General features: G+C 56.8%; 26 protein-coding genes, 1 pseudogene and 1 riboswitch. Of the genes and pseudogenes, 10 read left to right on the forward strand and 17 right to left on the reverse strand.

The window, feature by feature from the left end; translation table 11 throughout:
- Positions 1 to 25: 25 nt before the first annotated feature.
- The 7 genes from IRT44_RS18650 to IRT44_RS18680 form a co-directional block, all read right to left on the reverse strand.
- A complete protein-coding gene (locus tag IRT44_RS18650) occupies positions 26 to 445 on the reverse strand; it encodes a DUF3397 domain-containing protein (protein WP_171564390.1) in 420 nt (139 codons plus the stop codon).
- The gene (locus IRT44_RS18655) at positions 429 to 1403 is read right to left on the reverse strand and encodes a ketopantoate reductase family protein (RefSeq protein WP_230077175.1); all 975 of its coding nucleotides are present in this window, start codon (positions 1401 to 1403) and stop codon (positions 429 to 431) included. The genes IRT44_RS18650 and IRT44_RS18655 overlap by 17 nt, the downstream gene beginning before the upstream one ends.
- 305 nt (positions 1404 to 1708) lie before the next feature.
- Positions 1709 to 3247 carry an acyl-CoA carboxylase subunit beta gene (locus IRT44_RS18660; protein WP_230077176.1) on the reverse strand — a complete coding sequence of 513 codons (1539 nt, stop codon included), beginning with the start codon at positions 3245 to 3247 and terminating at the stop codon, positions 1709 to 1711.
- Positions 3248 to 3262: 15 nt separating this feature from the next.
- On the reverse strand, positions 3263 to 4036 hold the full coding sequence (locus IRT44_RS18665; RefSeq protein WP_212131830.1) for an enoyl-CoA hydratase: 774 nt from the start codon (positions 4034 to 4036) through the stop codon (positions 3263 to 3265).
- Entirely contained in the window at positions 4033 to 4962 is a 930-nt protein-coding gene (locus IRT44_RS18670) for a hydroxymethylglutaryl-CoA lyase (RefSeq protein WP_171564394.1), read from the reverse strand. The genes IRT44_RS18665 and IRT44_RS18670 overlap by 4 nt, the downstream gene beginning before the upstream one ends.
- 52 nt (positions 4963 to 5014) lie before the next feature.
- Positions 5015 to 5227 (reverse strand): acetyl-CoA carboxylase biotin carboxyl carrier protein subunit, encoded by a 213-nt coding sequence (locus IRT44_RS18675; protein WP_171564395.1) that lies wholly within the window; start codon positions 5225 to 5227, stop codon positions 5015 to 5017.
- A 13-nt stretch (positions 5228 to 5240) separates the two neighbouring features.
- On the reverse strand, positions 5241 to 6584 hold the full coding sequence (locus tag IRT44_RS18680; protein WP_171564396.1) for an acetyl-CoA carboxylase biotin carboxylase subunit: 1344 nt from the start codon (positions 6582 to 6584) through the stop codon (positions 5241 to 5243).
- A 273-nt stretch (positions 6585 to 6857) separates the two neighbouring features.
- Here IRT44_RS18680 and IRT44_RS18685 point away from each other — a divergent pair, with 273 nt between their 5' ends.
- Positions 6858 to 7325, forward strand: a complete 468-nt coding sequence (locus IRT44_RS18685) for an N-acetyltransferase (protein WP_171564397.1) — start codon at positions 6858 to 6860, stop codon at positions 7323 to 7325.
- A 75-nt stretch (positions 7326 to 7400) separates the two neighbouring features.
- On the opposite strand, the gene IRT44_RS18690 is transcribed toward IRT44_RS18685, so the two are convergent.
- From IRT44_RS18690 to IRT44_RS18700, 3 genes are all read right to left on the reverse strand, one after another.
- Positions 7401 to 8030: an RsfA family transcriptional regulator gene (locus tag IRT44_RS18690; protein WP_171564398.1), complete on the reverse strand. Its 630-nt coding sequence runs from the start codon at positions 8028 to 8030 to the stop codon at positions 7401 to 7403.
- Positions 8031 to 8176: 146 nt separating this feature from the next.
- Positions 8177 to 8935 carry an enoyl-CoA hydratase/isomerase family protein gene (locus IRT44_RS18695; RefSeq protein WP_230077177.1) on the reverse strand — a complete coding sequence of 253 codons (759 nt, stop codon included), beginning with the start codon at positions 8933 to 8935 and terminating at the stop codon, positions 8177 to 8179.
- Between the two features lie 560 nt (positions 8936 to 9495).
- Positions 9496 to 9873 carry a Spx/MgsR family RNA polymerase-binding regulatory protein gene (locus IRT44_RS18700; protein WP_171564399.1) on the reverse strand — a complete coding sequence of 126 codons (378 nt, stop codon included), beginning with the start codon at positions 9871 to 9873 and terminating at the stop codon, positions 9496 to 9498.
- A gap of 219 nt (positions 9874 to 10092) precedes the next feature.
- Here IRT44_RS18700 and IRT44_RS18705 point away from each other — a divergent pair, with 219 nt between their 5' ends.
- The gene (locus IRT44_RS18705) at positions 10093 to 10797 is read left to right on the forward strand and encodes a helix-turn-helix transcriptional regulator (protein WP_171564400.1); all 705 of its coding nucleotides are present in this window, start codon (positions 10093 to 10095) and stop codon (positions 10795 to 10797) included.
- Between the two features lie 213 nt (positions 10798 to 11010).
- A complete protein-coding gene (locus IRT44_RS18710; protein ID WP_171564401.1) occupies positions 11011 to 11277 on the forward strand; it encodes a DUF2626 domain-containing protein in 267 nt (88 codons plus the stop codon).
- Positions 11278 to 11321: 44 nt separating this feature from the next.
- On the opposite strand, the gene IRT44_RS18715 is transcribed toward IRT44_RS18710, so the two are convergent.
- Complete coding sequence (locus tag IRT44_RS18715) at positions 11322 to 12440, reverse strand: class I SAM-dependent methyltransferase (RefSeq protein WP_230077178.1); 1119 nt, start codon at positions 12438 to 12440, stop codon at positions 11322 to 11324.
- A 122-nt stretch (positions 12441 to 12562) separates the two neighbouring features.
- On the opposite strand from IRT44_RS18715, the gene IRT44_RS18720 reads away from it, so the two are divergent.
- Positions 12563 to 13633, forward strand: coding sequence for a coiled-coil domain-containing protein (locus IRT44_RS18720; protein ID WP_230077179.1), 1071 nt, complete (start codon positions 12563 to 12565; stop codon positions 13631 to 13633).
- Between the two features lie 148 nt (positions 13634 to 13781).
- Here IRT44_RS18720 and IRT44_RS18725 read toward each other — a convergent pair whose 3' ends face one another.
- Positions 13782 to 14429, reverse strand: coding sequence for an MBL fold metallo-hydrolase (locus tag IRT44_RS18725; protein ID WP_171564404.1), 648 nt, complete (start codon positions 14427 to 14429; stop codon positions 13782 to 13784).
- A 73-nt stretch (positions 14430 to 14502) separates the two neighbouring features.
- Between IRT44_RS18725 and IRT44_RS18730 the strand changes: the two genes are divergently transcribed.
- Positions 14503 to 14991: a hypothetical protein gene (locus IRT44_RS18730; RefSeq protein ID WP_230077902.1), complete on the forward strand. Its 489-nt coding sequence runs from the start codon at positions 14503 to 14505 to the stop codon at positions 14989 to 14991.
- 67 nt (positions 14992 to 15058) lie between these two features.
- Here IRT44_RS18730 and IRT44_RS18735 read toward each other — a convergent pair whose 3' ends face one another.
- Positions 15059 to 15505, reverse strand: coding sequence for a hypothetical protein (locus tag IRT44_RS18735; RefSeq protein WP_171564406.1), 447 nt, complete (start codon positions 15503 to 15505; stop codon positions 15059 to 15061).
- A gap of 154 nt (positions 15506 to 15659) precedes the next feature.
- Here IRT44_RS18735 and IRT44_RS18740 point away from each other — a divergent pair, with 154 nt between their 5' ends.
- The 4 genes and pseudogenes from IRT44_RS18740 to IRT44_RS18755 all read left to right on the forward strand — a co-directional run.
- Positions 15660 to 16136 carry a DinB family protein gene (locus IRT44_RS18740; RefSeq protein WP_171564407.1) on the forward strand — a complete coding sequence of 159 codons (477 nt, stop codon included), beginning with the start codon at positions 15660 to 15662 and terminating at the stop codon, positions 16134 to 16136.
- Between the two features lie 95 nt (positions 16137 to 16231).
- Complete coding sequence (locus tag IRT44_RS18745) at positions 16232 to 16528, forward strand: helix-turn-helix domain-containing protein (protein WP_171566349.1); 297 nt, start codon at positions 16232 to 16234, stop codon at positions 16526 to 16528.
- A 26-nt stretch (positions 16529 to 16554) separates the two neighbouring features.
- A complete protein-coding gene (locus IRT44_RS18750) occupies positions 16555 to 16923 on the forward strand; it encodes an IS3 family transposase (protein WP_230077180.1) in 369 nt (122 codons plus the stop codon).
- A 12-nt stretch (positions 16924 to 16935) separates the two neighbouring features.
- Positions 16936 to 17391, forward strand: a pseudogene (locus IRT44_RS18755) (IS3 family transposase); the annotation flags it as partial.
- Between the two features lie 392 nt (positions 17392 to 17783).
- Here the strand turns inward: IRT44_RS18755 and IRT44_RS18760 are convergent.
- Complete coding sequence (locus tag IRT44_RS18760) at positions 17784 to 19115, reverse strand: PhoH family protein (protein WP_230077182.1); 1332 nt, start codon at positions 19113 to 19115, stop codon at positions 17784 to 17786.
- Between the two features lie 195 nt (positions 19116 to 19310).
- Between IRT44_RS18760 and IRT44_RS18765 the strand changes: the two genes are divergently transcribed.
- On the forward strand, positions 19311 to 19919 hold the full coding sequence (locus tag IRT44_RS18765) for a YhcN/YlaJ family sporulation lipoprotein (RefSeq protein ID WP_171564511.1): 609 nt from the start codon (positions 19311 to 19313) through the stop codon (positions 19917 to 19919).
- A gap of 34 nt (positions 19920 to 19953) precedes the next feature.
- Here IRT44_RS18765 and IRT44_RS18770 read toward each other — a convergent pair whose 3' ends face one another.
- From IRT44_RS18770 to IRT44_RS18780, 3 genes are all read right to left on the reverse strand, one after another.
- Entirely contained in the window at positions 19954 to 21141 is a 1188-nt protein-coding gene (locus IRT44_RS18770; protein WP_230077183.1) for a trans-sulfuration enzyme family protein, read from the reverse strand.
- Positions 21138 to 22304: an aminotransferase class I/II-fold pyridoxal phosphate-dependent enzyme gene (locus tag IRT44_RS18775; RefSeq protein WP_212131826.1), complete on the reverse strand. Its 1167-nt coding sequence runs from the start codon at positions 22302 to 22304 to the stop codon at positions 21138 to 21140. Before IRT44_RS18775 ends, IRT44_RS18770 begins: the two co-directional genes overlap by 4 nt.
- 96 nt (positions 22305 to 22400) lie before the next feature.
- A riboswitch (SAM riboswitch) is annotated at positions 22401 to 22513 on the reverse strand.
- 89 nt (positions 22514 to 22602) lie between these two features.
- The gene (locus IRT44_RS18780) at positions 22603 to 23061 is read right to left on the reverse strand and encodes a pyridoxamine 5'-phosphate oxidase family protein (RefSeq protein WP_212131825.1); all 459 of its coding nucleotides are present in this window, start codon (positions 23059 to 23061) and stop codon (positions 22603 to 22605) included.
- Positions 23062 to 23087: the final 26 nt, after the last annotated feature.

Raw genomic sequence — 23087 nt, forward strand, 5'->3', positions numbered from 1 at the left:
ATATGTATTGATACCGCCGGTGGATTCAGACGACGCTCATCGTCTTGACGATCCCCATCGCAAAGAGCACCACGTAAACCAGTCCAAACAGGGGAAACGACAACCGCCACGCGGAAAAACCGGCCTTCCGCAGGGAGAGTTTTCTCTTCCACTTCACCTGCAGCCAACTCAGCAAGCCTACAGTCACGAGGAAAAACACGATCACCCACCACCAAGCGGAAAGCGCATCCGGCCAGATCACGCCATAGGCGGCCACGACAGCGCGAATGAACAAAAAATTCGTGATATTAACCGCCCAGCGGCCGGCCAGCCGCCGGTCCCGTTTCCACGCGTGCACGATCAGATACGCCAGCGGAAACCCGAGAAATGGAAAAACGGTCAACAGAGCCCACACATGGGTCAGCACTGCCCAAACAAACGACCAGAGATTACCCAAAACGGTCATGTGCCGCCTCTCCTTTCGCGGTTTCCATGCCTGATTTGAGATGTACGGCGCGCAACAGCGTTTCGTGCAGCGGAACGGGCGTGCCGGTCCGTTTTCCCGTGTCCACGAGGTACCCGTTGATCGCGTCCACTTCCGTCCGGTGGTGCCGTCTGATATCCTGCAGCATGGAGGAAAGATTCCGGGAAGTATTTCGGCAAATGGATACAATTTCCTGCCAATCTGCTTCATCAATTTTTTGACCGCAGCGGTTGGCCACGGCGGCCGCTTCGTCAAACAATTCCCGCATCAGCCTAAGCGTGTGCGGTGAATCGAGCAGCATGCCGTTGGGAATCTCGAACAACGCGGTCAAGGGATTAATCAGCGCGTTGGCCAGCAGTTTGCGCCAGGCGTAAGGCTCGACAGCGTCCACGTATTCGGCGCGGATGCCGCAGCGGTTGGCCCAGGCGACAAACGCGGCAATCAGCGGATCGCGCACAGGCTCAGCCGTCCAGGGTCCGACGCGCAGCAGGCCGGTGCCGGTGTGTTCCACCTCGAACGGCGACAGGCGGCGCGCCCCCTCTGTATTGATCGCGTAAAAATGCTGCCCAGGCTCCAGCCCTTCCGCCAATTGTTCGTGATGACCCATGCCGTTTTGCAGGGCCAGCACCCGCGCCGAGCGGGGGAGTTGGCGCAGCAGCGGCAGCAGCTCGGCGATGGCAGTCTGCTTCACGGCCAACAGGTAGAGATCGCCCTCCGGCAATCCGTCGTCTATCGGAGAAGCGTTGACCGCGACTGTTTCCCGTCGGCCGTCCAGCGTGTACAGGGACAGCCCCCGGTCGCCGATCAGCGCGGCCTGCTCACGGGTGCGGGTAACCAACTCGACCGACTGGCCGTTCAGCAAAAAACGGGCCGCGTACAGCAATCCTACGGAACCGCCGCCGATTACCACCGGGTGGAACGTTATCGCTTCCGACTGCATTTGTTCACCTACATTAATCAATACTTATTTCAAGAATAGCAGGTTTGCGATCAATGTTCAATGAAATGTGCGCAAAAGGTCGAAATTATCGAAACATTTTCCGCCCGAGCGGTCCGTCAGCACACGTGCCGACAGCAGCGGTCAATCTGAGTGAACAAAACGCAACGCCATCGCTTCAGGTTAAACCTTCTTATTTGTAAAGGCATACCTCCCGTTGGCTGCCAAGCAGCGCCACAGCCTGTTTTTCACAAAAAAAAAAAAAAAAACAGACTGCCTCCTCACCGAAGACAGTCTGTCTGGCACATCTACACCGGGTATACCGGGTGCTTGCGCTCCGAGAAGATTTGCTGCTTGCTCTTGTAAATCTCGAAACGGCGGATCAGCTCGCCGCGCAGTTCGCTCGGCGGCACGATCGCATCCACGATCAGGTTGGAGGCGAGCAGGTAGATGTCGATATCCTGCTGGTACTCACGTCGTTTTTCCATAATAAACGCTTGCCGCTCCTGCGGGTCTTCAATCGCCTGAATCTTGTTGCTGTAGACGGCGTTAACCGCCGCTTCCGGCCCCATCACGGCGATCTGCGCGCCGGGCAGTGCCAGGCAGGCGTCGGGTTCAAACGCCGAGCTGGCCATCGCATACAGGCCGGCGCCGTACGCCTTGCGCACGATCACGGAGATTTTCGGCACAGTCGCCTCCGCCATGGCCGCGATCATTTTCGCGCCGTGCCGGATGATGCCGGCCCGCTCTACGGCGGTGCCAATCATGAAGCCCGGGACATCAGCGAGAAACAGCAGCGGGATGCGAAACGCGTCGCACAAGGTAATGAAGCGGGCCGCCTTGTCGGCCGAATCGACGAACAGCACGCCTCCTTTCACCCGAGGCTGGTTGGCAACAATGCCGACCGGTTTTCCTTCCAGCCGGGCAAAACCGGTGATCAGTTCCTGGGCGAACAGCTTCTTGATCTCAAAGAACGAACCCTCGTCCACCAGTGCATCAATCAAGTCGTACATGTTAAAGGGCGTGTTCTGGTTTTCCGGCACGATCTCGTTGATGTCCCGCGCATCCGGTTTGGGTGGCCGGGCCGCTTCCACAGGGAGCTCTTTCGTGTAGTCGTCCGGCAAATAGCTGAGGTAGCGACGGGCTGCCTGAATCGCTTCCTCTTCATTGGCCGCCAGAATGTCGCCGCAGCCGCTCACCGAGCAGTGCATGCGCGCGCCGCCCAGTTCCTCCAGCGTCACCTTTTCGCCGATTACCATTTCCGCCATGCGGGGAGACCCGAGGTACATGCTGGCGTTTTTGTCCACCATGATGACCACGTCGCAAAACGCCGGAATGTACGCTCCTCCAGCGGCGGAAGGGCCAAACAGGACGCACACCTGCGGAATTTTGCCGGAGAGCTTCACCTGGTTGTAAAAGATCCGGCCCGCTCCCCGCCTGCCGGGGAACATCTCCAGTTGATCGGTGATGCGTGCGCCGGCGGAATCAACCAGGTAGATCAGCGGCACGCGCATTTTATCCGCCGTCTCCTGGATGCGGATGATCTTTTCCACCGTCCGCGCTCCCCACGAACCGGCCTTGACCGTCGCGTCGTTGGCCATCACGCAGACGGTCCGCCCATTCACTTTGCCGATGGCGGTCACGACCCCGTCTGCCGGCAGGTCACCCGCGGTGAAATTGGCAAACAAGCCGTCTTCCACCATGAACTCATCGTCAAACAACAGCTTCAATCTGTCGCGGACGAACAGCTTGTTCTGCTCCTTCAGCTTGGCGTGGTACTTTTCCTCTCCTCCCTGCTTCACCTTGGCAATCCGTTCTTTCAGCGTCTGTTCCAACTGCTTGCTCATCTGCCGTTCCTCCCGTCATTCTCCGCGATATACCGGTTTTCGCTTTTCCCTGAACGCTTCCAGCCCTTCCAGCCGGTCGCGGGTGGGGATTAGCACCTGGTAGGCGCTGCTCTCGATCGCCAACCCCGTCGCCAGATCGGCCTCCATCCCGTAATCAATGGCGAACTTCGCCTGGGCCAGCGCAAGCGGCGCGTTGGCGGCAATCTCCTCAGCCAGCTGAAGCGCGGACGTCATCACCTGATCGCGCGGAACCGTGCGGTTGACCAGCCCGATCGCCAGCGCCTCCTCGGCGTTGACGCGGCGGGCGGTAAAAATCAGCTCCTTGGCCTTCCCCTTGCCGATCAAGCGCGGCAGCCGCTGCGTCCCGCCCGCTCCGGGAATGATGCCAAGCGACGTCTCCGTCAGCCCCATCTGGGCCGTCTCGCTCATCACCCTAAGATCGCAGGCCAGGGCCAGCTCCGTTCCGCCGCCCAGCGCAACGCCGTTGATCGCGGCGATGACCGGCTTGGGCAGACGCTCCAGCTCACTGAACGTATCCCGGATGGTGCGGATGTAGAGCTGCACTTGAAGCTCCGTCATCGTCCGCCGCTCCTTTAAGTCGGCGCCGGAGCAGAACGCCTTCTCCCCCACACCGGTCACTACGACGGCGCGAATTTCCCTGTCCGCGTCGATCTCGGCAATCAGCCGACGCAGCGTGAACAGCGTCTCCAGGTTCAGACAGTTGTACACCTCGGGCCGATTCAGCGTCAGCACGCCGACGGCCCCCTCTTTTCGCAGCAGTACGCTCATGCCGTATCCCCTTCCGCCTCATTCTTTGCGCAGGTTTCCGCCTGCGCCAGACTGGCCGCAAGCACCTTGGACGGCAGAGGGCGCCCCAACTGCCGCTGAATGTAACTGCCCGCCTCGATCAGCTTCTGCAGATCCACGCCAGTCTCATAGCCCATGCCGTGCAGCATGTAAACCAAATCTTCGCTGGAAATGTTACCGCTCGCCCCCGGCGCGTACGGGCATCCCCCCAAACCGCCGATCGAGCTGTCAAATGTGCGGATTCCTTCGGCCAGGGCAGCCGCCACGTTGGCCAGGCCCGTTCCACGGGTATCGTGAAAATGACCGGCCAAGCGCTCGCTCGTAACATCGTTCACAAGCACTGAAAACGTCTCCTGCACCTGACGGGGCGTGGCCACCCCGATGGTGTCGCCGATGGAGACTTCGTAGACGCCCATTTTGAGCAGTTCGTCCGTCACCCGCCGGCTGTTGTCCAGCGGGACGGCCCCTTCATACGGGCAGCCGAACACGGTGGAGACGTATCCCCGCACGCGCATGCCCAGCGTCAGCGCCTCTTGGACTACTTCCCTGAGAACGGGGAAGGTTTCGCTGATGCTTTTGTTGATGTTTTTGCGGTTGTGCGTCTCCGAGGCGGACATGAATACCGCCACCTCCGTCACCCCGCACTCCCTGGCTCGCTCCAGCCCGCGCAGATTGGGCACGAGCGCGCTGTACGTCACGTCCGGGTTGCGCGGCAGTTGGCGAAAGACGTCCGCCGTGTCGGCCAATTGGGGAATCCAGCGCGGATGGACGAATGAGCCGGCTTCGATCCGGCGCAGTCCCGCCTCGGCCAGCAGGCCGATCAGCCGGATTTTCGCCTCGGTCGGCACCATTTGAGATTCGTTTTGCAGGCCGTCACGCGGCCCTACTTCTACAATCTGCACCTGCATGCAGGCCACCTGCCTTTCCTAGCGGGCGCTCAGTTTGGAATCATTCTAAAAACTACTCCAGTACGAGGATGACATCTCCGTCATTGACGAAGTCCCCGACATTTACTTTTACTTCAACCACTTTGCCGTCCGCTTCCGCCTGGATCGGCACTTCCATCTTCATCGACTCCAGCACGACCACGTCCTGACCTTGGTTCACCTGGTCGCCTGCCTGCACCAGCACGTTGATAACGGTTCCTGCCATGGATGCTGTCACGTTTTTCATCATCATGCTCTCCTTACGTTGTTTTTTCTTTTCGCTCTTCTACAAAGCGCGTGGTGTACACGCCTCGCCGGAATGCCTCGTCGCCCAAGACCTCCAGCAAAAACGGAATGTTGGTCTTGATCCCGGTAACCTCAAACTGCCGCATCGCTTCCCGTGCCCGCTGTATCGCTTCTTCGCGGGTTGTGCCGGAGGCGATCACCTTGGCAATCATCGGGTCGTAGAACGGCGTTACCTGCGTGCCGGTCTCCACGCCGTCGTCCACCCGTACCCCGTCCATTTGCGGCGGCCGGTAGTACGTAATCGTTCCGGGAGACGGCAAAAAGGTGACGGGATCCTCGGCGTACACCCGCAGCTCGATCGCATGGCGCAGCGCCTTGACATCCCCCTGCGCGACGGGCAGAGCGTTGCCGCGGGCGATCTCCAACTGCAGCGCGACCAGGTCGAGACCGGTCATCTCTTCAGTGACAGGATGCTCTACCTGCAGCCGGGTATTCATTTCCAGGAAATAGAAATTCTTGTTCCCGTCCATGATAAACTCCACCGTGCCGACGCCGGTATACCCGACCGCCCTGGCAGCCGTCACCGCAGCTTCGCAAAGCCGCTGTCTCGCAAGCTCGTCGAGGAACGGGGACGGGCTTTCTTCCAGCACCTTCTGGTGGCGGCGCTGGATGGAGCACTCCCGCTCCAGCAGGTGAATGACGGTGCCATGCGCGTCTCCCGCGATCTGCACCTCGATGTGGCGAGGGCTGTCCACATACGCTTCCACGTACATGGCGTCGCTACCAAAATACGCCTTGGCCCTGCCCCTGGCCGACTGGAACGCCTGGCGCAGCTCCGCTTCGTCGCGGCATATCTGCATGCCGATGCCGCCGCCGCCCGCGCTGGCCTTGAGCATGACTGGATAGCCAATCTCGGCCGCCACCCTGGCCGCTTCATCCGGCGTGTTCACCGGTTCCTCGCAGCCGGGCACCACGGGTACACCTGCTTCCCGCATCACGCGGCGGGCCGTCAATTTATCCCCCATCTGCGCAATCACCTCCGGCGACGGCCCGATGAAGACCAGTCCTTCGTCGCGGCAGCGCCGTGCAAACGCGGCGTTTTCCGACAACAGGCCGTAGCCCGGATGGACGGCATCCGCTCCGGTCTCTTTGGCGGCCGCGATGATCGCCTCCACGTTGAGATAGCTGTGCGGCACAGGGGGAGGTCCGATGTGGACGGCCTCGTCCGCTTCCCTGACAAACGGCAGGTTGCGATCCGCCTCCGAATATACGGCCACTGTCGCCACTCCCTGGGCTTTGCAGGTGCGGATGATCCGCCGCGCGATTTCCCCGCGATTGGCAATCAGTACTTTGCGCATGGCAACGCTCCTTTCGGCGATCAATCGTCCGCTGCTCGAAAACGCTTTCATTGCATGCGGTGCGATTGTTCGAAATTGTTTTGCTACTCTCTATTTTGCCATGAGACCGTCCATAGTTCTAGTTGAAATTTAAATTTCTTCCATGATAGCCTATCCAATTTCTGGGATACCCAAGAAATCAACACGAGAAAATCGCTCGGGAAGGAGGTTTTTGGTGTATAATGTAGGTAGCCCATGAAGGTTAGGCAATGCGCGTGAGAGGAGTGGCAAGCGATGTATGAAGTAAAACGTTTACGGATCAATTACAAGACTCTGGAGGAGTTTCAAAAATTCCGCGAATTTGGCCTGGAGGAGCTTTCCATGAAGGAAGACCTGGAGGCGAACATCGTGGAAAACGATTCGGAATCTCCTTTTTACGGAATCTACGACAACGGCCTGCTGGTGGCACGGATGAGCCTGTACAAAATCGACGGCAAGTACGACCGCTACTTCAAACCGGCTCAAGATTATTACGAATTGTGGAAACTGGAAGTGCTGCCCGATTACCGCGGCAAGGATTACGGCACGGCTCTGGTCAACCACGCCAAGAGCTTTGGTGCCCCCATCAAGACCAACTCCCGCTGTCGCGCTGACCAATTCTGGCTGAAGATGGGCTTCACTCCGGTCAAGTACAACCCGATTCGCGACCGCGGCGAGAACCCGTACGTCTGGCTGCCCGAAGGTGTCGGCCTGCAGGACTGAGGGATTTTGCACCATCCACGCGTCAAAAAAAGAAGCGGTTTTGTCCGCTTCTTTTTTGTTGGCACGTTTGCACGCTCACTTTTCCACGCGCTCCAGGTTGCCGTTTTCATCCATCCTGAAAATCGCCTTGGGCGCCTCCTCTTCCTGCAAGAAAGCGAGTTTGCGGGCGCGGTCCATAATCTGCACGAGTGCCTTGTAGTCCTCATTGACCCCGCGCACCTGCTCCAGCTCTTGTTTCATCCGTTCGTTGGCCTCTTTCAACTCTTTTATCTCCGCATTCTTTCCTTCCAATTCTTGTTCCAGCTGCTTCAAGCGGCGCACGATCTCCTTCTGGTTGGTCAACAGCCTTATGACGGCCTCGATGTGCTGCTCGTCGTCTGCCGCAGCTGCGCCCTCTCCCAGCAGGAGCTGGCCTCCCGACTTGGCAGTGTTGGCCGAGTCAAGCGCGTTGTTTCGCGCGTTCAACCGCCCCATTTTTTTCAACTGCTGGCGTTGGCTCTTGGCGATCTGAATCGCCGCGTCATACCGCTTGCGCACGCAGCTGTTCCAACGAAACCCGCAGGCGGCGGCAGTTCGGCCCAGCCGCTGTCCCACTTCTTCAAATGCGGCGAGTTGTGTCCCGCCCTCGCGAATATGGCGTAAGGTGACTTCCGCCAGCACCAGATCGTCGTCTTCCGTCCATGCATCTTGTCTGGAAGCTGCCATAAAAAATGTCCCTCCCGTTACCTTGATAGGATGATGATGTAATTCATCCTATGCTTTTCCCTACTCTGGTAGAATCGCTTTCTACTAGAAAAAGTATGTCCAGACACAAAAGGGTTTAAACGGGAGGGATTTGCTTGGTCAAACCGCTAGTTTTTTCGCAGAACCCGCTGCACCGCGGAAACGTGATCGTCGCTGCCCCACAACTCGGCGCACTGGCTGACCTCGCGGCGGATGCGCTCGTCCAGGCTCAACCCGTCCCGCTTCCAGCGCAACAGCTGCATGTACGCCCGGATACCGGAAAGCGGCTGCGCGGCGATCTCGGCGGCAAAGCGTTCCGTCTCCTCACGCAGGCGATCTGCGGGATACACCGCATCCACCAGCCCATAGCGCTCCGCCTCTTGCGCACTAACCCGCTTACCCGTCAGCAAAAGCGCCAGCGCCTTGGACTCCGGCAGCTTGTCCAGCAAGCGCGACCCTCCGCCCCATCCGGTCGTGATCGAGAGGCCAATCTGGACAAAGCCGAGCACGGCCGTCTCGGCGGCGAAGCGAAAGTGACAGGAGATCGCAAACTCGCAGCCGCCCCCGATGGCGTGTCCGTTGATCATCGCAATGGTCGGTTTGCTGCAGTTGTCGATCGCGCGGAGCAGCCCGGCCACGCGGTCGAGAATCGGCTGCGCCTGTTCCCTCCCCCTTGCCTGCATGAACTGCCGCAGGTCGCCGCCGGAGATGAAACTGTCGCCCATGCCGGTAAATACCAGCACCTTGACCGCGTCGTCCTCCTCGCACGCGCTCACCGTCTGGCGCAGTTCCTCCGCCATCTCCAGGCTGATCGCGTTGCGGACGTGGGGCCTGTTCAGCGTGATGCAGGCCACCCCCGCCCGTTTTTCCACCAAGATTGTGTCCATTCTTCTCCAACCCTTTCGCTGATATTCCAGAGCACAGCAGTACCCATGGTGAACGCCCGTCCAGGCAGGTCAACGCCATCGAAGCAGCCCGCTTGTTCTAATCAGACTTCGCGAATCAGACTTCACGAACCGCTTTCCTACATTGTAAACGGGCCCGCCAAACGAAAAAAGAGGAGGGATATCCCCTCCTCGCAGACAGAAGACAAACTGTACTTTTTCATTGAGGTTCCGCAAGGAAACGATCTTTCCATCGTTGTCAGGCCGAAAGGCCTGAACACCGATCAACCGAAGGTGGAGATAAAGGACATGGCATGGAGTGATGGGCCAAGCGAGCTCCTTTGACGACCGGCTCAGCGGAAAAACGAAAGACGCGGGGAAAACAGGGGCACAAGTCTCACTTCCTCCAAACACCCAGATGTTTGCCCCCTGCCCGCGTCGCGTTTTGGAGCGTACGCTATCTACTTCTTTGCTGGTCGTCAAGCGAGCGAGCAGGCCCGATCACCCATGCGCCTCGGACTTTGTCTACACGCTGAGAGGCGGAATATTCCCTCCTCGTTCGCTTAGGCCAGCAGTTTTTGCATCGCCGATTGGTTATACCCGATGATGATGTTTTCCCCGTCGGTCAGAATCGGTCGCTTCAGGAGCTGCGGCTCTTCGCTCAGCATCTCCAACAGCTGGCTGACGGTCATTTCATTGATGTCCACCTCCAGGTTTTTGAAACGCTGGCTGCGCGTGGACAGGATTTCGTCCAAGCCGTTGGTGGTCTTTTTGATGATCTCCATCAGTTCTTCCGGCGTCGGCGGATTTTTGAACAGGTGCCGCTCCTCGTATTTTACTCCGTGTTCCGCCAGCCACGCCTTGGCCTTGCGACAGGATGTACAGCTCGGATAGGTGAAAAACGTCAATGTTTGTGGACGAGTACGTTCAGCGACCGCCATCGTGTTCCCCTCCATCTTGCTCTATTTTCTTATTTAACTATACAAAAGTTAGGTAATAAAAAATCCTTTTCTACTCTGGATTATAAATGCGGTGTTAACACTATGTCAATAGTATTAAATATATAAAATACGACGAATGCCTGGCACACTCCAACCTTAACAACGGCGCGAAAATCGGCTAAACTAATGGTGATTTGTACTGAGAAAGGGGGGACCAGCGTGGATTGCGACGCTCAAAAGTTAACAAGCGCCTTGGCTGATTCCACCCGTTTTTCCATTTACCAGTTTGTCTCCAACAGCAAAGAGCCTGTGACCGTGCAAGAGGTGGCCGAGCAGTTTTCCATCCATCCAAACGTGGCGCGGCTGCATTTGACCAAGCTGGAAGACGTCCATTTGCTTACCTCTTTCTCCGACAAAAGCGGCAAGGGGGGGCGTCCCTGCCGTCTGTACGCCCTTTCCGATCAGGTAGTCAGCCTGCAGTTTCCTCCTCGTGATTACCGGCTGTTGGCCGACATCGCCATCGAAAGTCTGCTGTCCTTGGGAGAGATGGGGGAAGTTGCCCTCGTCAAAATGGGACACCGCATGGGAACGGAAATGGCCAAACGGGCGCTGGCGGAAGTGCCGATCGACATGAATAACGCAACGTTGGACGCAAAGTTGTCCCACATCCACCGGCTCTTGGTGGCGCAAGGACTCAAACCGGAGATCGAACCCCTTTCGGACGGAAGTTTGCGCTTTCGAGTGAACAACTGCACGTTTTCCGAGACAGCCAAGCGTTTCCCCGACGCCATTTGCAAGATGCACAACGCTCTGTTGTCGGGGATATTTGAGACTTACTTTGGACACATTGAATTACAAGAAGACGAGTCCATGATCAAAGGTTGCAGGTCCTGCAACTATACCGTGGCGCGTATCCCTCGTTGACGTCGACGTTTCGCCCAACGGCGCGGTCGGCAGCGGTACAACCCGAATCTCCCCCATCCGGCTGGATGGTATGCCGGGAGCGATTCGGATGCGTGGGAACGGCTGCGTCAAAAAACCGTCATACCTTCCCGTTTACAGGCCTCTTCCAGTCCTTTATAATGGGGGAGGAATCTTGTAAATCTTGCCGACTTGCTGGAAAAAGGAGGGAAACAGATGGATCGCATGTATCGCGTACTCGGCTTCTGGACGCTGGCGATCGCGCTGATGGCGTTCTGGGGGCACCTGTACCCGATGGCTCTCTTGTTTTTCGGACTGACCGCCTTCTTCGTATCTCTCAGCTACATGAATCTGACAGAACGGGCGTACTTGAACATTTTCTTCTGTTTTATGTTTGTCTCTTTCGTGGGCTTCACCTATTACACGTTCTTCGTCATGCCGGTGGGTCCGCAAGAGCACTCCATGCTGAACTTGATCATGTAAAAAAAGATGCTCTGGGTGAGCATCTTTTTTTATTTCCTGTAGAGCTAGCGCAAAAAGCTGAGCGGCACTCCGTCCGGCATCGCTTTTGCCTGGACCAGCACGCGAAAGAGGCCGCCCAGGCCGCCCGGGTAGATCAGCTGTTGAATCGCCCGGTTCCGCTTCATCGCTTCACTTGTGAACGGGTCCGTGTCCGCATGGGCGACCGCCTTTTCCAACAGGCCGCATTTGATCAAAAAACGGTCCTGTCGCATGTAGGCAAGCGTCTTCAGCCCAGTCCGCTCGCCCGCGCGTATCCATGCAGAAAAATTGACGTGCGCCGTGATGTCCTGTTCCCCCACGTGCACATAGGGATTGTCGTGCGCCTGATGGCGGTGGTAGCACATCAGCGTCCCCCGCTTCCGGGCGGGATGGTACAGCTCCTCCTGCACGTCACCGTAATCCACGGTCAGGACATACCCCTGCCTCAGCAGGCGGGACAGGTCGGCGGCTGTCTCCTCCATCGCCGTATTGACCTCGATCCGCATCCCCCGCGGCAGCGACTCGTCCATCTCTTGCAGATTATCCTCCAGGGCAAACGTCAATTCGCCGAGCACTTCGGCAAAACCGCCGTCTGTCTCCGTCACCCACACCTCCCGCCAGCCGTCAGCCGTCTTCTCCACCACATGCACGGGAAAGGCATCGAGCCATTCGTTGGAGAGGATCACCCCTTCGACGCCTTCTGCTGCTGCCTCCCGCAGACTGGAATACCAACGCGTCTCCACCTCAGCATCGCGCAGCACCTCCTGCTGAAGCTGCCGATGATACGGGCTTGTCTCGATCAATACGAGGCGCATGTCCCGATACAGCTCGGGCACCGTCTCGCGCAGCCGGCGAAGCATGCTGCCCGAAAGCGCGCCCGTACCTCCGCCGATCTCCACCAGCGCCGGGGCGGTCCAGCCACCCGACTGCCACATCTCGGCCACCACGTCAGCCAACGTCTCGGCAAAGACGGGATGAACCGTCGCACTGGTAAAAAAATCACCGTCTCTGCCCACCTTGGGGCGCGCCGACATGTAGTACCCGCCTTCCGGATGGTAGAGTGCCAGCTCCATGAACCGCGCAAACGGAATCGCCCGCCGCGGATGATTGCGTATTTGGTCCCGAATGATGGATGTAATCGTCATTTCTGTTCTCCCGCTATCCAAATTTAACCGTATAAGGCTATAATACGAAAAGAAGTCATAGAATGTGGAGAGAAATTGTTTTTTACGTATTTCTCCACCTCACAAAAACAAAAGGTGAAGCCATGCGTACACTCATGCTTTGCTTGCTGCTGCTGGCGCTGCCGTTGACCGCGACAGCCCTGGCCCAAGAGCAGCTGCCCCTGGAACAGCTGATCTTGCAGCAGCACTTTACCCAAAAAGAACTGGAGCGCACACTGACGCTGATCAAGCAGGAAGAAAACCGGCTGCACGGGGAGATCGCCCAGCTGGATCTGGATCTGCAGCGTAAGAAACTGGTGATGGACGCGATGCGCCGCCACGCAGGAGAGGTTGCCAAAGCGTACTACACGGGAGAGCGGGCCAACCTGCTGACGCTGCTGTTTGATACGAAAAATTTCAATGATTTTCTGTTGTTGTTTGATTTTCTGCAAATCCTCTACGAACGGGATCTGACGAAGCTGGAAGCATACCAGAAGGAACGTGCCGCGATGAGGTCGATGCAGGCGGAGCGGCAAAACCGGCTGACGTTGCTGCAGAATTTGCGGCAGCAGTACGAGAAGCAGTTGGCGGACATGCTGGCAATCCAGGCGGAAAAGGAGAAAAACGTGCAGATGCTGAGCGACCCGACCAGCGTTCAGGCACTGATGGACCACCTCATCACCGATTGGCGGGAACGGGGACTGCCCGCTTTTCAAACGTTTTTCAACGAGCTGTCCAATGTAATGTTCCAGATCTCCGAGTTGGCGACGCCGGATCGCATCCAATCCAACGGGCTGTTCACGCACACGCTGACGATCCGGCAGGATGAGTTTAACCGCTTCCTGGTCTCCAAGGACGAATTGTTCAAACATACGCAATTTTCCTTTGACAACAACCAATTGATTGTGGAAGGCTCGTACGACCAGGTACACATGCGGCTGGTCGGCACGTACGAGCTGGTTTCGACGAAAGCCTTGAAATTTCACATCAACGAGCTGTACTATGACGGATTCGCCCTGCCTGCCTCGACGATTGAAGAGTTGCAGAAAACGTACGACCTCGGTTTTTACCCGGAGCTGATCTCCTCCAACATCCAGGTGGAGGGGATCACGCTGGCCAACCAGGAATTAAAGCTGCAGTTGAAGATCAACCTGCCGTTTGGGTTCAAAAAATAGGGATGGCCGCCGGGACGCCCTGTTCCAAACACGCTTTCGTCTATTTGGGCCGCATTTGGCAGATGAAAAAGCCAGCGTTTTGCACTGGCTTTTTCCTTATTCGGCCGCTCGTCCGCTGGGGATGCGGATGACAGCCGGCGACGCTCGGTTACCGCAGCAAGCCCGTCACAAACGGGTTGTACAGCTTTTCCGCTTCGATCGTGGTTTTCGGACCGTGCCCCGGGTAGACGATCGTGTCGTCATCCAGCTCAAACAGTTTGTCCTGAATGCTGATCATCAGTGTCTCGAAATTTCCTCCCGGCAGGTCTGTCCGCCCGATGCTTTGGGCAAACAGGACGTCGCCGCCGAAGCAATGCTGTCCCACCACAAACGAGCAGCTCCCCGGCGAGTGTCCGGGCGTGTGCAGGACGCGGATGGTCAGTCCGGCCAGCTCCAGCGTTTGCCCGTCGGCCAGCTCGTGCTCGGCCGGCTCGCAGACAATGGGTTCTGACAAGTGCCAGCGGGTCGAGCCGTTCAGATCGGGATCGGTCAGCCAGCTCTGCTCCAGCGGATGGATGTAGACCGGTGCGCCGGTCAGGGCACGCACCTGATTCAGCCCGCCGATGTGGTCCAGATGCGCATGGGTCAGCAGGATGGCGACGATGTTTTTTCCCTTCAGAGCGCGAAGGAGCGCCGCCGGTTCCATCCCCGGGTCGATCACGATGCTCTGCCCGGTTTCCGGGTTGGTCAAAATGTAGGCGTTGGTTTGAAACGGCCCCAGTACGTATTTCTCAATGGTCAATTGTGGTTCGTTCATGGGTGAACCTCCTTTTTTTATGATACGATATGGATAATACTCAACGTGAAACGGAGTGAGACTGTTGAAGCGCATGTACGGTGTGGACATGCAGGTGCCGGACGGCAAACGGCCCGGCTTCTATGCTCAAGTCATACATAAAATTGGGGATCATGTCAATGTGTTTGACCGCGACGGCCGACTGTTTATTGTAGAAAGCCCGCACGATCGGGACACCTTGCGGGACATCTTGCAAAAGGCGGGAATGCTGGGCGAAGAATTTACGCTCTGGCTGCTCCCCGAGGGAGCGGACATCGCCCACCTGGACGACGTCGGATTCGTCAGTCAAAACGAACACGTGTATCTCTACGCTGACCGCGTCGCCGCGTTTTCAATGGACGCTGCCGCCGGCGAGGAACGCGACCGCTGGGCCGCTCTGGAGCAGTGCCGGGAACACGTGATCGGAACGCTGCACGCATCGTCATCCCGCCCCACGCTGTACCTCGTGGACGCCAACCAGACTGACCTGATCGAAGGAATTGCCCGCGCCTACCGGACGGCCGTCACGTGGTGGAACGAGTGAGACAAGCCCATCTCATGAAAAAACCATGCGGCTTTCCACTCGAGTGAAAGCCGCATGAATCGCCTCGTCAGTTTCTTGGTCCTCTGACCTTTTGTCTTGGCTTGTGCGGAAAGTTGTCGCCGTTGACGTTTTGTTTCCACCCTTCCAGAATCTTCAAGACGGAGGCAAACAACGGCGATCCAAAGACAGCGACAATCCCCCAGATCCAGGTGCCCACTTTCCACGGATTGTCGACAAAGGCGGATGGCGCCCCGACGAGAATCAGCGCGGGATCAAGGCCGAGCAGTGCGAAAATGACGCCTGCGGACACGACGGAGATGATCAGATTGCAAAACTTTTTGTAATGTGTCAGCCGAGCGGCGTGGTTGTGGTCTTCCAACCGGTCTTGTTCGGCCTCGTAATCAGTGGCGAGGAAGGGTACCACCGACTTGACTGCTTCCGTCACCCCGGCGGCCGCGCTGGACACCGCCGTGATGTAAATCATAAAGGAAATGGATGAATCCAGACTGACCATGTCTACTCCCCCCTCATTCATGTGTATGGGGGATAAGCCCGACGCATGACCTTCGATGAAACCGTCTCGATGTGCCATCATTGGCAGGTGTTTGCCCGCCGAAAGCGAATACAATCACACGTATGGCAAATTTAGGGAAAGGTGGTAGTCACCCGTGCACGATTACGCATTTGTCTGGAAGCAGTACGATCTGGTTCGCGGCATCACTCTGGCGGTATTGAAGGATCTGCCCACAGAGCAGGCGGATATCGTTCCGGAAGGCTTTTCCAACAACATCCGCTGGAATCTGGGACATATTCTGACCGTTCAGGAAAGCTGTATGTACGGTCTCGAATTTACACACCTGCCTGCCTCGTACAAAACGCTGTTCGGACCGGGCACGAAACCGGCGGACTGGCAGGGAGAGGTGCCATCCCTGTCCACGTTGGCCGAACAGTTGGAAGAGCAAAAGGAGCGAATCAAGCGAACCTTCCGTGAACGGCTCAACCAGGAATTGCCGCAGCCGTTCGTCTTGCGAAACACGCAGATGACCACACTGGGCGAGATGTTCGTTTTTTCGCTCTTTCACGAGGGGATGCACATCAGTACAATCAACACACTGAAAAAGGCGCTGGCCATAACGCATTCATAAACCCCTTTTGCCCGGCTCTTAGAGTGCACCCCTTAAAGTAGACATTGGAAAAACCCCTTGGGATAACCGATGTTACTTTAAGGGGTGAATTTTTTATGGCTATCAAAGGTCAAAAGTTCAAGCATTATCCTTTGTCGTTGAAAATGGAGGCAATACGATTGCATGTAGAGGAGAAGTGGACATACAGACGTATCACTGAGCATTTAGGAATCCAGGATAAGGATCGAGTAAAAAAATGGATGCGGAAATACAAACAACTTGGGGAGTTCGGTCTTTTGGATCAGCGTGGACGACGTCCAGAGTACATCGATCAAGATCGACATGTGAAAAAATTGAAACGGGAGAACGAAATTCTAAAAAAGTGTTTGGAAATCTGGATGCGGGAGGTGTAAGAAAAAAGTATCGTGTGATGGAGAATGTGGCAGCATTGTACCCGATTACCGAACTCTCCAAACTTCTTGGTGTATCGAGGAGTGGGTATTATCGATATCTTGCACAGAAGGAGTGGGATAGAGACGGAGAACTGAAACAGCAGATTCAAACCATCTATGATGAACGAAAAGGAATATATGGGTATCGAAGAATTCAAGCGGAACTCCTTCGTCAATACGGCAAGGTTGTGAATCATAAGAAGGTGTTACGGCTCATGCAAATTCTTGGGCTGAAAGCCATTATTCGTGGCAAACGAGCGTATCGGAGCACGTATCGAGCGGCTGAATCAGATGGTCGTGTTGCCGAAAATTTGTTGAAGCGTGACTTCACAGCCGAGAAACCGAACCAGAAGTGAGTCACCGATGTTACCCAGTTTCGTGTAGGAGATCAACGTATCTTCTTATCTGCGATTAAAGACTTGTTTCACAACGAAATCGTGGCGCACCATGTGAGCTTACACAATGACAATGTCCTTGTCCTAGAGACGTTTCGGAAAGCATTTGAAAAGCATAAGGACGTGACTGGACTGATCGTACACAGCGATCAAGGCTTCCAGTACACGTCCCATGCATACCACGACATGCTGCAAAAGGTTGGCGCCCGAATCAGCATGTCCCGAAGGAGCAATTGTTTAGACAATTCCCCTATGGAGAGTTTCTTCTCGCACTTAAAGGCAGAAGCTCTCTATCCTTATGATATTCGAAGTTTGGATGAGGCGCAAAGACGAATTGAGGAGTACATTCGTTTTTACAATGAGGAGCGTTTGCAAATCAAATTAAATAAGCTGACGCCAGTCGAGTACAGGCGTCAGCATGCGGCCTAACGGCCGGGGGTTTTTTAAGTGTCTACAAAATGGGGTCTTGACCATCTTTCAGCCCGGGCTTTTTTCTTTTCCCGAAGTTCCCCTTCTCAAATCATCCGCCCCGTCCAATCGGCCGCTGTAAGCTGAAAAATGAAAAACCGCTCCAACAAGGAGCGGTTGTGTCGAGCCCTTCTGCTCTGGGGTACTACCGGTTATTCTCTTTGGCACGTCAGCCTCCATCCATAGAGTCTGTTACCTAAAGAGCTCGGGTTCCGCCACTTTGACCAAGATCGACTGCATGATCATAAATAACCACGCTTTTTCGCCTCCCAAGAAGGCTTGTCGCCGTTGATCCATCAATCATCGGGCTCGACGTTTTACAGTATGCGCTGATTTTTGGTTTCTATGCATCCCTACAGCAGATCGGCCGCCAACTGCGCCAGCACGCTGCGTTCCCCTTTTTCAAGCTTGATATGGCCCGCCAGCTTTTGCGTCTTGAACATCTCCACCACGTAGGTCAGTCCGTTGTTGCTCTCGTCCAGATAGGGGTGGTCGATCTGCTCCGGGTCTCCCATGAGCACAATTTTTGACCCTTCGCCGACCCGGGTCAGGATCGTCTTCACCTCGTGTTTGGTCAGGTTCTGCGCCTCGTCGATAATGATAAACTGACCGGGAATGGAGCGTCCGCGAATGTACGTCAGTGCCTCCACCTGGGTGCTTCCCATGCCGGCGAGGATCTTGTCCAGATCACCCGGGTGCTTGGTATTAAACAAATATTCCAAATTATCGTAAATCGGCTGCATCCACGGCCGCAGTTTCTCTTCCTTTTCCCCGGGGAGAAAGCCAATATCTTTTCCCAGGGGGACAATGGGTCTGGCCACCAGCAGCTTCTTGTACGTCTGCAGGTCCTCGATCTGCAACAGCCCCGCCGCCAACGCCAGGAGTGTTTTGCCGGTACCAGCCTTGCCCGTCATGGTGACAAGCGGAATCTCCTCCCGCAGCAGCAGTTCCATGGCCATGCGCTGCTGCACGTTGCGGGCGCGAATGCCCCAGACCGGATCGTCGCTCGTCACCAACATCTCCAGCGTCCTGCCTTCTGCGTCCACTTTGCCGATCGCGGAGATCGAGGGATTGATCTCGTCTTTTAAAATCAGGAACTGGTGCGGAAAAAACCGGGTATTGGGAAAACAGGCTGACAGGTTCAGCTTGCGGGAGGCGTAGTACGTTTGAATGATGTGGGAAGCCACTGTCAGCTTTTCGCAACCAGCATAAATACTGGAGTGCTCGACGACGCGGTCGGACAGGAAATCTTCCGCTTTCAGGCCGAGCGCGTCCGCCTTTACCCGCATCAGGGCATCTTTGCTGACGAGAATGACGGGACGAGGGCTTGGGGACAGGTTTTCCTCTTCCTGCAAATTTAGCGCTACGGCCAAAATCCGGTTGTCGTTTGTAAATTCTGTAAATTGCTTCTGCAGTTTGTGAAGCGATGAGTGATTCAACTCTACGCGAAACAGACCGCCTGTCTCCAGCGTAATGCCCTGATGCAGATGGCCCAGTTCGCGAAAACTGTCCAACAATCTCGACACGTAACGGGCATTACGGCCAATTTCATCCATATAGCGCTTTTTGGAATCAATTTCTTCCAATACCACGGCGGGTAGGACGATCTCATTGTCCGCAAAGGAGAACATCGCCCGCGGATCTTGCAGGAGTACGTTGGTGTCCAGTACGTAGATTTTCTTCAAAGTCTCGCCTCCTATTACCCATCTTCTCTATTATATGCAGTTGGGGACCGGATGCTCTGCTGTCCGAACGCGATGTATTACAGTGTATGACAAGGGGTGGACGGATAGACGAGAGGTAGAAGAATGAAAACGGGGCAGGCAGAACACAATACGACTAACCATCACCTGTACCGCAGCAATCCAGGGAAAGGAAGTATGACCGTGAAACGGACAGCGATCTATGTACTGAGCGTCAGCCTGCTCCTCTCCGCCTGCATGACGAACAACAAGCCTCCGGCCAACCAGGCGGCTCCGCAGCCCGGCCAAACTGTGCCGGAAACGCAGCGCGTCCAGCAAACCGCCCCGTCCCCAACCTACAACCAGTCGCCGCAGGCAACCGCTGAACGGCTGGTGCGCCTGGCCACGCGGGTGAAAAACGTCAATGACGCGACGGCGGTGGTCCTGGGCAAGTGGGCGGTCGTCGGCATTGATGTCAACGCCCATCTGGATCGGCCGGAAGTGGGCGTGATCAAATACTCGGTGGCGGAAGCGCTGAAAGAAGACCCCCAAGGGGCGAACGCCATCGTCACGGCCGACCCCGATATCGTGCAGCGGCTGCGGGAAATGGCTGCTGACATCCAACGCGGTCGTCCCGTGACCGGCTTGGCCGAAGAACTGGCGGACATCGTCGGGAGGCTCATGCCGCAGCTGCCGCGCGACGTGCAAAAACGGGAAGAGACGCCTACCAGGGAAAACGAACAGCGGATCAACAAAAGCGGCAACTCCAAACCGCAGGGAAATGAAAAAATCCCGGTGAACCGCTGACCATCGTCCGAAACAATACAGGCATTTTCCGGGCTTACGCCCAGGAAAATGCCTGTTTGTCGTCTGCCACCTGCTCTGCGGGTCCAAGCGCGTCCAATGCCTGCTCCAGGTCTTGAAGCAGGTCGACAGCGTCCTCCAGGCCCGCGGAGAGACGGATCAGTCCGTCCGTAATTCCACGCCGCTTACGCTCTGCGGGCGGCATGGCGGCATGGGACATCATCGCCGGATAGGAAAGAATCGTTTCGACCGCCCCCAGACTGACGGCGACAATCGGAAGCTTGACGCGGTCAAACAGCGCTTTGGCCCGCTCGCGGCTTCCCACGTCAAAGGAGAGTACCGCCCCGTGTCCGCTCGCCTGCCGATTTTGCAGGTCATGACCGTCGTGTTCCGGCAATCCGGTGTAGTAGACGCGGCTGACCGCCGGGTGTGTGGAAAGCCAGCGGGCCAGCTTTTCCGCCGTCTGCGTGCTGACGTCCAGACGCGCTTTCAAGGACTTCAAGCCGCGCAGCACCAGCCAGGAATCCTGCACGCCGAGGATCGCTCCCATGCCGTTTTGGATCATGTAGAGCTGCTCACCCAATGCCGCCTCCTTGGTCACGGCCAACCCGGCCACGACGTCACTGTGGCCGCCGATGAACTTGGTCGCGCTGTGGATCACCACGTCCGCGCCCAGCTCCAGAGGCCGCTGATAGTACGGCGTCATAAACGTATTGTCCACGATCACCAGCAGTCCCCGCTGTTTCGCCAGCGCGCAGACAGCGGCGATGTCCGTCACTTTCAGCGTCGGGTTGGACGGAGTTTCCAGGTAGATGCCCTTGGTCTCGGGACGGATGGCTGCTTCCACCTGCTCCAACGACGTGGTATCGACAAAGCTGACGGCGATCCCCATGCGGGACAGAACATTGGTCAAGAAGCGGTAGGTGCCGCCGTATACGTCCTCCGCCACCACGACGTGATCTCCGGCGGAGAACAGCATGAACACACTGGAGATGGCCGCCATACCGGAAGCAAAGGCGAATCCGCGCTCGCCTCCCTCCAAAACGGCGATTGCCTCTTCCAACGCATGCCGTGTGGGATTGCCCGAACGGGCGTAATCGTAAACGACGGGCCGGTCCAGATCAGCCTGGTGAAAGGTGGACGCCTGATAAATGGGCACTGAGGCCGCCCCTGTCACCGGGTCGATACAACTGGTGCCGTGCAGCAGTTTGGTGGCAAACTTCATCGTACGCTCCCTCCCGTCAGTGAGAGACTTGCATCCAGAGCCTGACACACGTCAGCGATCAGGTCGTCGGGATGTTCGATCCCGACCGACAGCCGCAGCAGCCGGTCGCACACACCCACGTACTCGCGAATCTCTTGCGGGATGTCGGCATGCGTCTGCGTCGCCGGATAGGTGCACAGCGACTCCACGCCGCCCAGGCTTTCCGCAAACGATATGATCCGTAAGCTCTCCAGAAACGGCGCCACCTGTTCAGCCGAGCGCAGGCGGAACGAAACCATCCCGCTGAACCCGCTGGCCTGCCTGCACTGCACCTCATAACCGGGATGCTCCGGCAAACCGGGATAATAAACGTCCGTCACGGCAGGGTGTTCCCGCAATGTCTTTACAATCGCCAAGGCATTTGCCTGATGGCGTTCCATTCGCAGAGCCAGCGTCTTCATCCCCCGCAGCAGCAGCCAACAGTCCTGCGGCCCCAGCACCGCTCCGATCGAATTGTGCAAAAACCGGATTTTTTCGGACAACTCTTCACCCTTTGTGACGATCAATCCAGCGAGGACGTCGTTGTGGCCGCCGAGGTATTTGGTCGCGCTGTGCAGCACCAGGTCAGCCCCCAACTCCAGCGGCCGCTGACAGTACGGCGTCATGAACGTGTTGTCCACAATGGTCAACAGCCCGTTTCGCTTGGCCACCTCTGCCACCGCCGCGATGTCGGTGATCTGCATCAGGGGATTGGTCGGCGTTTCCACAAAAACAGCCCGCGTCTCCGGGCGGATTGCTTCTTCCAGATTCTTCACGTCACGCAGGTCGACATAGCTGAAGCGAAGTCCGTAACGTGAGAGCACCTGCTCGAACAACCGGTACGTCCCGCCGTACAGATCGAGCGATACGACCAGGTGATCTCCCTGGGAGAACAGTCCCATGACCGTATGTATCGCGGCCATGCCGGAAGCACAGGCAAACCCGGCGTCTCCCCCTTCCGCTTCGGCAATCGTCTGCTCCAGCACGGTCCGGGTCGGGTTGGCTGTGCGCGTGTAATCGTACCCCGTGCTCTGCCCGAGGGCGGGATGGCGATACGCGGTGGCGTTGTAAACGGGAAAGCTGATTGCGCCGGTCCGCTCGTCTTTGGCGACGCCCGCCTGCACCAATTTTGTCTCCAGATGCATATGGATCTCTCCCTCCAACAAAATGACCGAGGGCATTAAAAAAAGCCCTCTTTTCTCTGAAAAGAAGGCTTTGTTTACGCGTACGTAAGCAAATCCTTCTCATCTTTCAGAGCGTTACACTCTGCAGGAATTAGCACCAGTATCCCCTTGTACAGGTGATTGGTTGCCGGGCATCATCGGGCCAGTCCCTCCGCCTCTCTGGATAAGAAGTTTGCTATGCAATTTGCAATTGGTTGACCTTATACTACCGAAATCGGCAGTACCTGTCAACCTGTTTTTCATTATGCTGGTAACCCGATCACGTTGCGTTTTTCAATGCGGTCATCACCTGGTTGTCCAGTTTGCTGGCCGCATTTTTGTCGTACGTCTTTTCATATTGGGGCTCGACCGAGATGCGGGAGCCGTAGAACATCACGTCGCGAACGGCCTCGATGGCCACTTCCACCATCGCCAGCTTCAGCGGGACATTCTCCATCCGTTCCGTCTTGATCGTCGCCCTGCCGTTGATGGCATAGGAGGAACCGGCCCCGATCAAGTGCAGCACGACCTGCGGTTCCTTGGCAATGTTGGCCAAAATACGAGAGCGGTTGTCTACGGCGAAACGGATCAACTGCGGCGTCGGCGCAAACGTCCAGGAAAGGGAACTGAGCGACGGAGCGCCGGACTCGTGGTCAATCGTTCCGAGTGTGACAAAACGCTCCTGCTGCAAAAGCGCGAACAGTTCCTCCGAAAGCGTTTGGGAAACGGTTTCAGCCATTCCGATGCCTCCTTGAAAAGGGAATG

Origin of the sequence: Brevibacillus sedimenti (assembly GCF_020923495.1) — a bacterium.
Classification (GTDB): domain Bacteria; phylum Bacillota; class Bacilli; order Brevibacillales; family Brevibacillaceae; genus Brevibacillus; species Brevibacillus aydinogluensis.

Excerpts from the sequence above, each read along its gene's own strand:
- IRT44_RS18650 (WP_171564390.1), bottom strand. The coding sequence starts at position 445 with ATGACCGTTTTGGGTAATCTCTGGTCGTTTGTTTGGGCAGTGCTGACC.
- IRT44_RS18655 (WP_230077175.1), bottom strand. The coding sequence starts at position 1,403 with ATGCAGTCGGAAGCGATAACGTTCCACCCGGTGGTAATCGGCGGCGGT.
- IRT44_RS18660 (WP_230077176.1), bottom strand. The coding sequence starts at position 3,247 with ATGAGCAAGCAGTTGGAACAGACGCTGAAAGAACGGATTGCCAAGGTG.
- IRT44_RS18665 (WP_212131830.1), bottom strand. The coding sequence starts at position 4,036 with ATGAGCGTACTGCTGCGAAAAGAGGGGGCCGTCGGCGTGCTGACGCTG.
- IRT44_RS18670 (WP_171564394.1), bottom strand. The coding sequence starts at position 4,962 with ATGCAGGTGCAGATTGTAGAAGTAGGGCCGCGTGACGGCCTGCAAAAC.
- IRT44_RS18675 (WP_171564395.1), bottom strand. The coding sequence starts at position 5,227 with ATGAAAAACGTGACAGCATCCATGGCAGGAACCGTTATCAACGTGCTG.
- IRT44_RS18680 (WP_171564396.1), bottom strand. The coding sequence starts at position 6,584 with ATGCGCAAAGTACTGATTGCCAATCGCGGGGAAATCGCGCGGCGGATC.
- IRT44_RS18685 (WP_171564397.1), top strand. The coding sequence starts at position 6,858 with ATGTATGAAGTAAAACGTTTACGGATCAATTACAAGACTCTGGAGGAG.
- IRT44_RS18690 (WP_171564398.1), bottom strand. The coding sequence starts at position 8,030 with ATGGCAGCTTCCAGACAAGATGCATGGACGGAAGACGACGATCTGGTG.
- IRT44_RS18695 (WP_230077177.1), bottom strand. The coding sequence starts at position 8,935 with ATGGACACAATCTTGGTGGAAAAACGGGCGGGGGTGGCCTGCATCACG.
- IRT44_RS18700 (WP_171564399.1), bottom strand. The coding sequence starts at position 9,873 with ATGGCGGTCGCTGAACGTACTCGTCCACAAACATTGACGTTTTTCACC.
- IRT44_RS18710 (WP_171564401.1), top strand. The coding sequence starts at position 11,011 with ATGGATCGCATGTATCGCGTACTCGGCTTCTGGACGCTGGCGATCGCG.
- IRT44_RS18715 (WP_230077178.1), bottom strand. The coding sequence starts at position 12,440 with ATGACGATTACATCCATCATTCGGGACCAAATACGCAATCATCCGCGG.
- IRT44_RS18720 (WP_230077179.1), top strand. The coding sequence starts at position 12,563 with ATGCGTACACTCATGCTTTGCTTGCTGCTGCTGGCGCTGCCGTTGACC.
- IRT44_RS18725 (WP_171564404.1), bottom strand. The coding sequence starts at position 14,429 with ATGAACGAACCACAATTGACCATTGAGAAATACGTACTGGGGCCGTTT.
- IRT44_RS18730 (WP_230077902.1), top strand. The coding sequence starts at position 14,503 with ATGTACGGTGTGGACATGCAGGTGCCGGACGGCAAACGGCCCGGCTTC.
- IRT44_RS18735 (WP_171564406.1), bottom strand. The coding sequence starts at position 15,505 with ATGGTCAGTCTGGATTCATCCATTTCCTTTATGATTTACATCACGGCG.
- IRT44_RS18745 (WP_171566349.1), top strand. The coding sequence starts at position 16,232 with ATGGCTATCAAAGGTCAAAAGTTCAAGCATTATCCTTTGTCGTTGAAA.
- IRT44_RS18765 (WP_171564511.1), top strand. The coding sequence starts at position 19,311 with ATGACCGTGAAACGGACAGCGATCTATGTACTGAGCGTCAGCCTGCTC.
- IRT44_RS18770 (WP_230077183.1), bottom strand. The coding sequence starts at position 21,141 with ATGAAGTTTGCCACCAAACTGCTGCACGGCACCAGTTGTATCGACCCG.
- IRT44_RS18775 (WP_212131826.1), bottom strand. The coding sequence starts at position 22,304 with ATGCATCTGGAGACAAAATTGGTGCAGGCGGGCGTCGCCAAAGACGAG.
- IRT44_RS18780 (WP_212131825.1), bottom strand. The coding sequence starts at position 23,061 with ATGGCTGAAACCGTTTCCCAAACGCTTTCGGAGGAACTGTTCGCGCTT.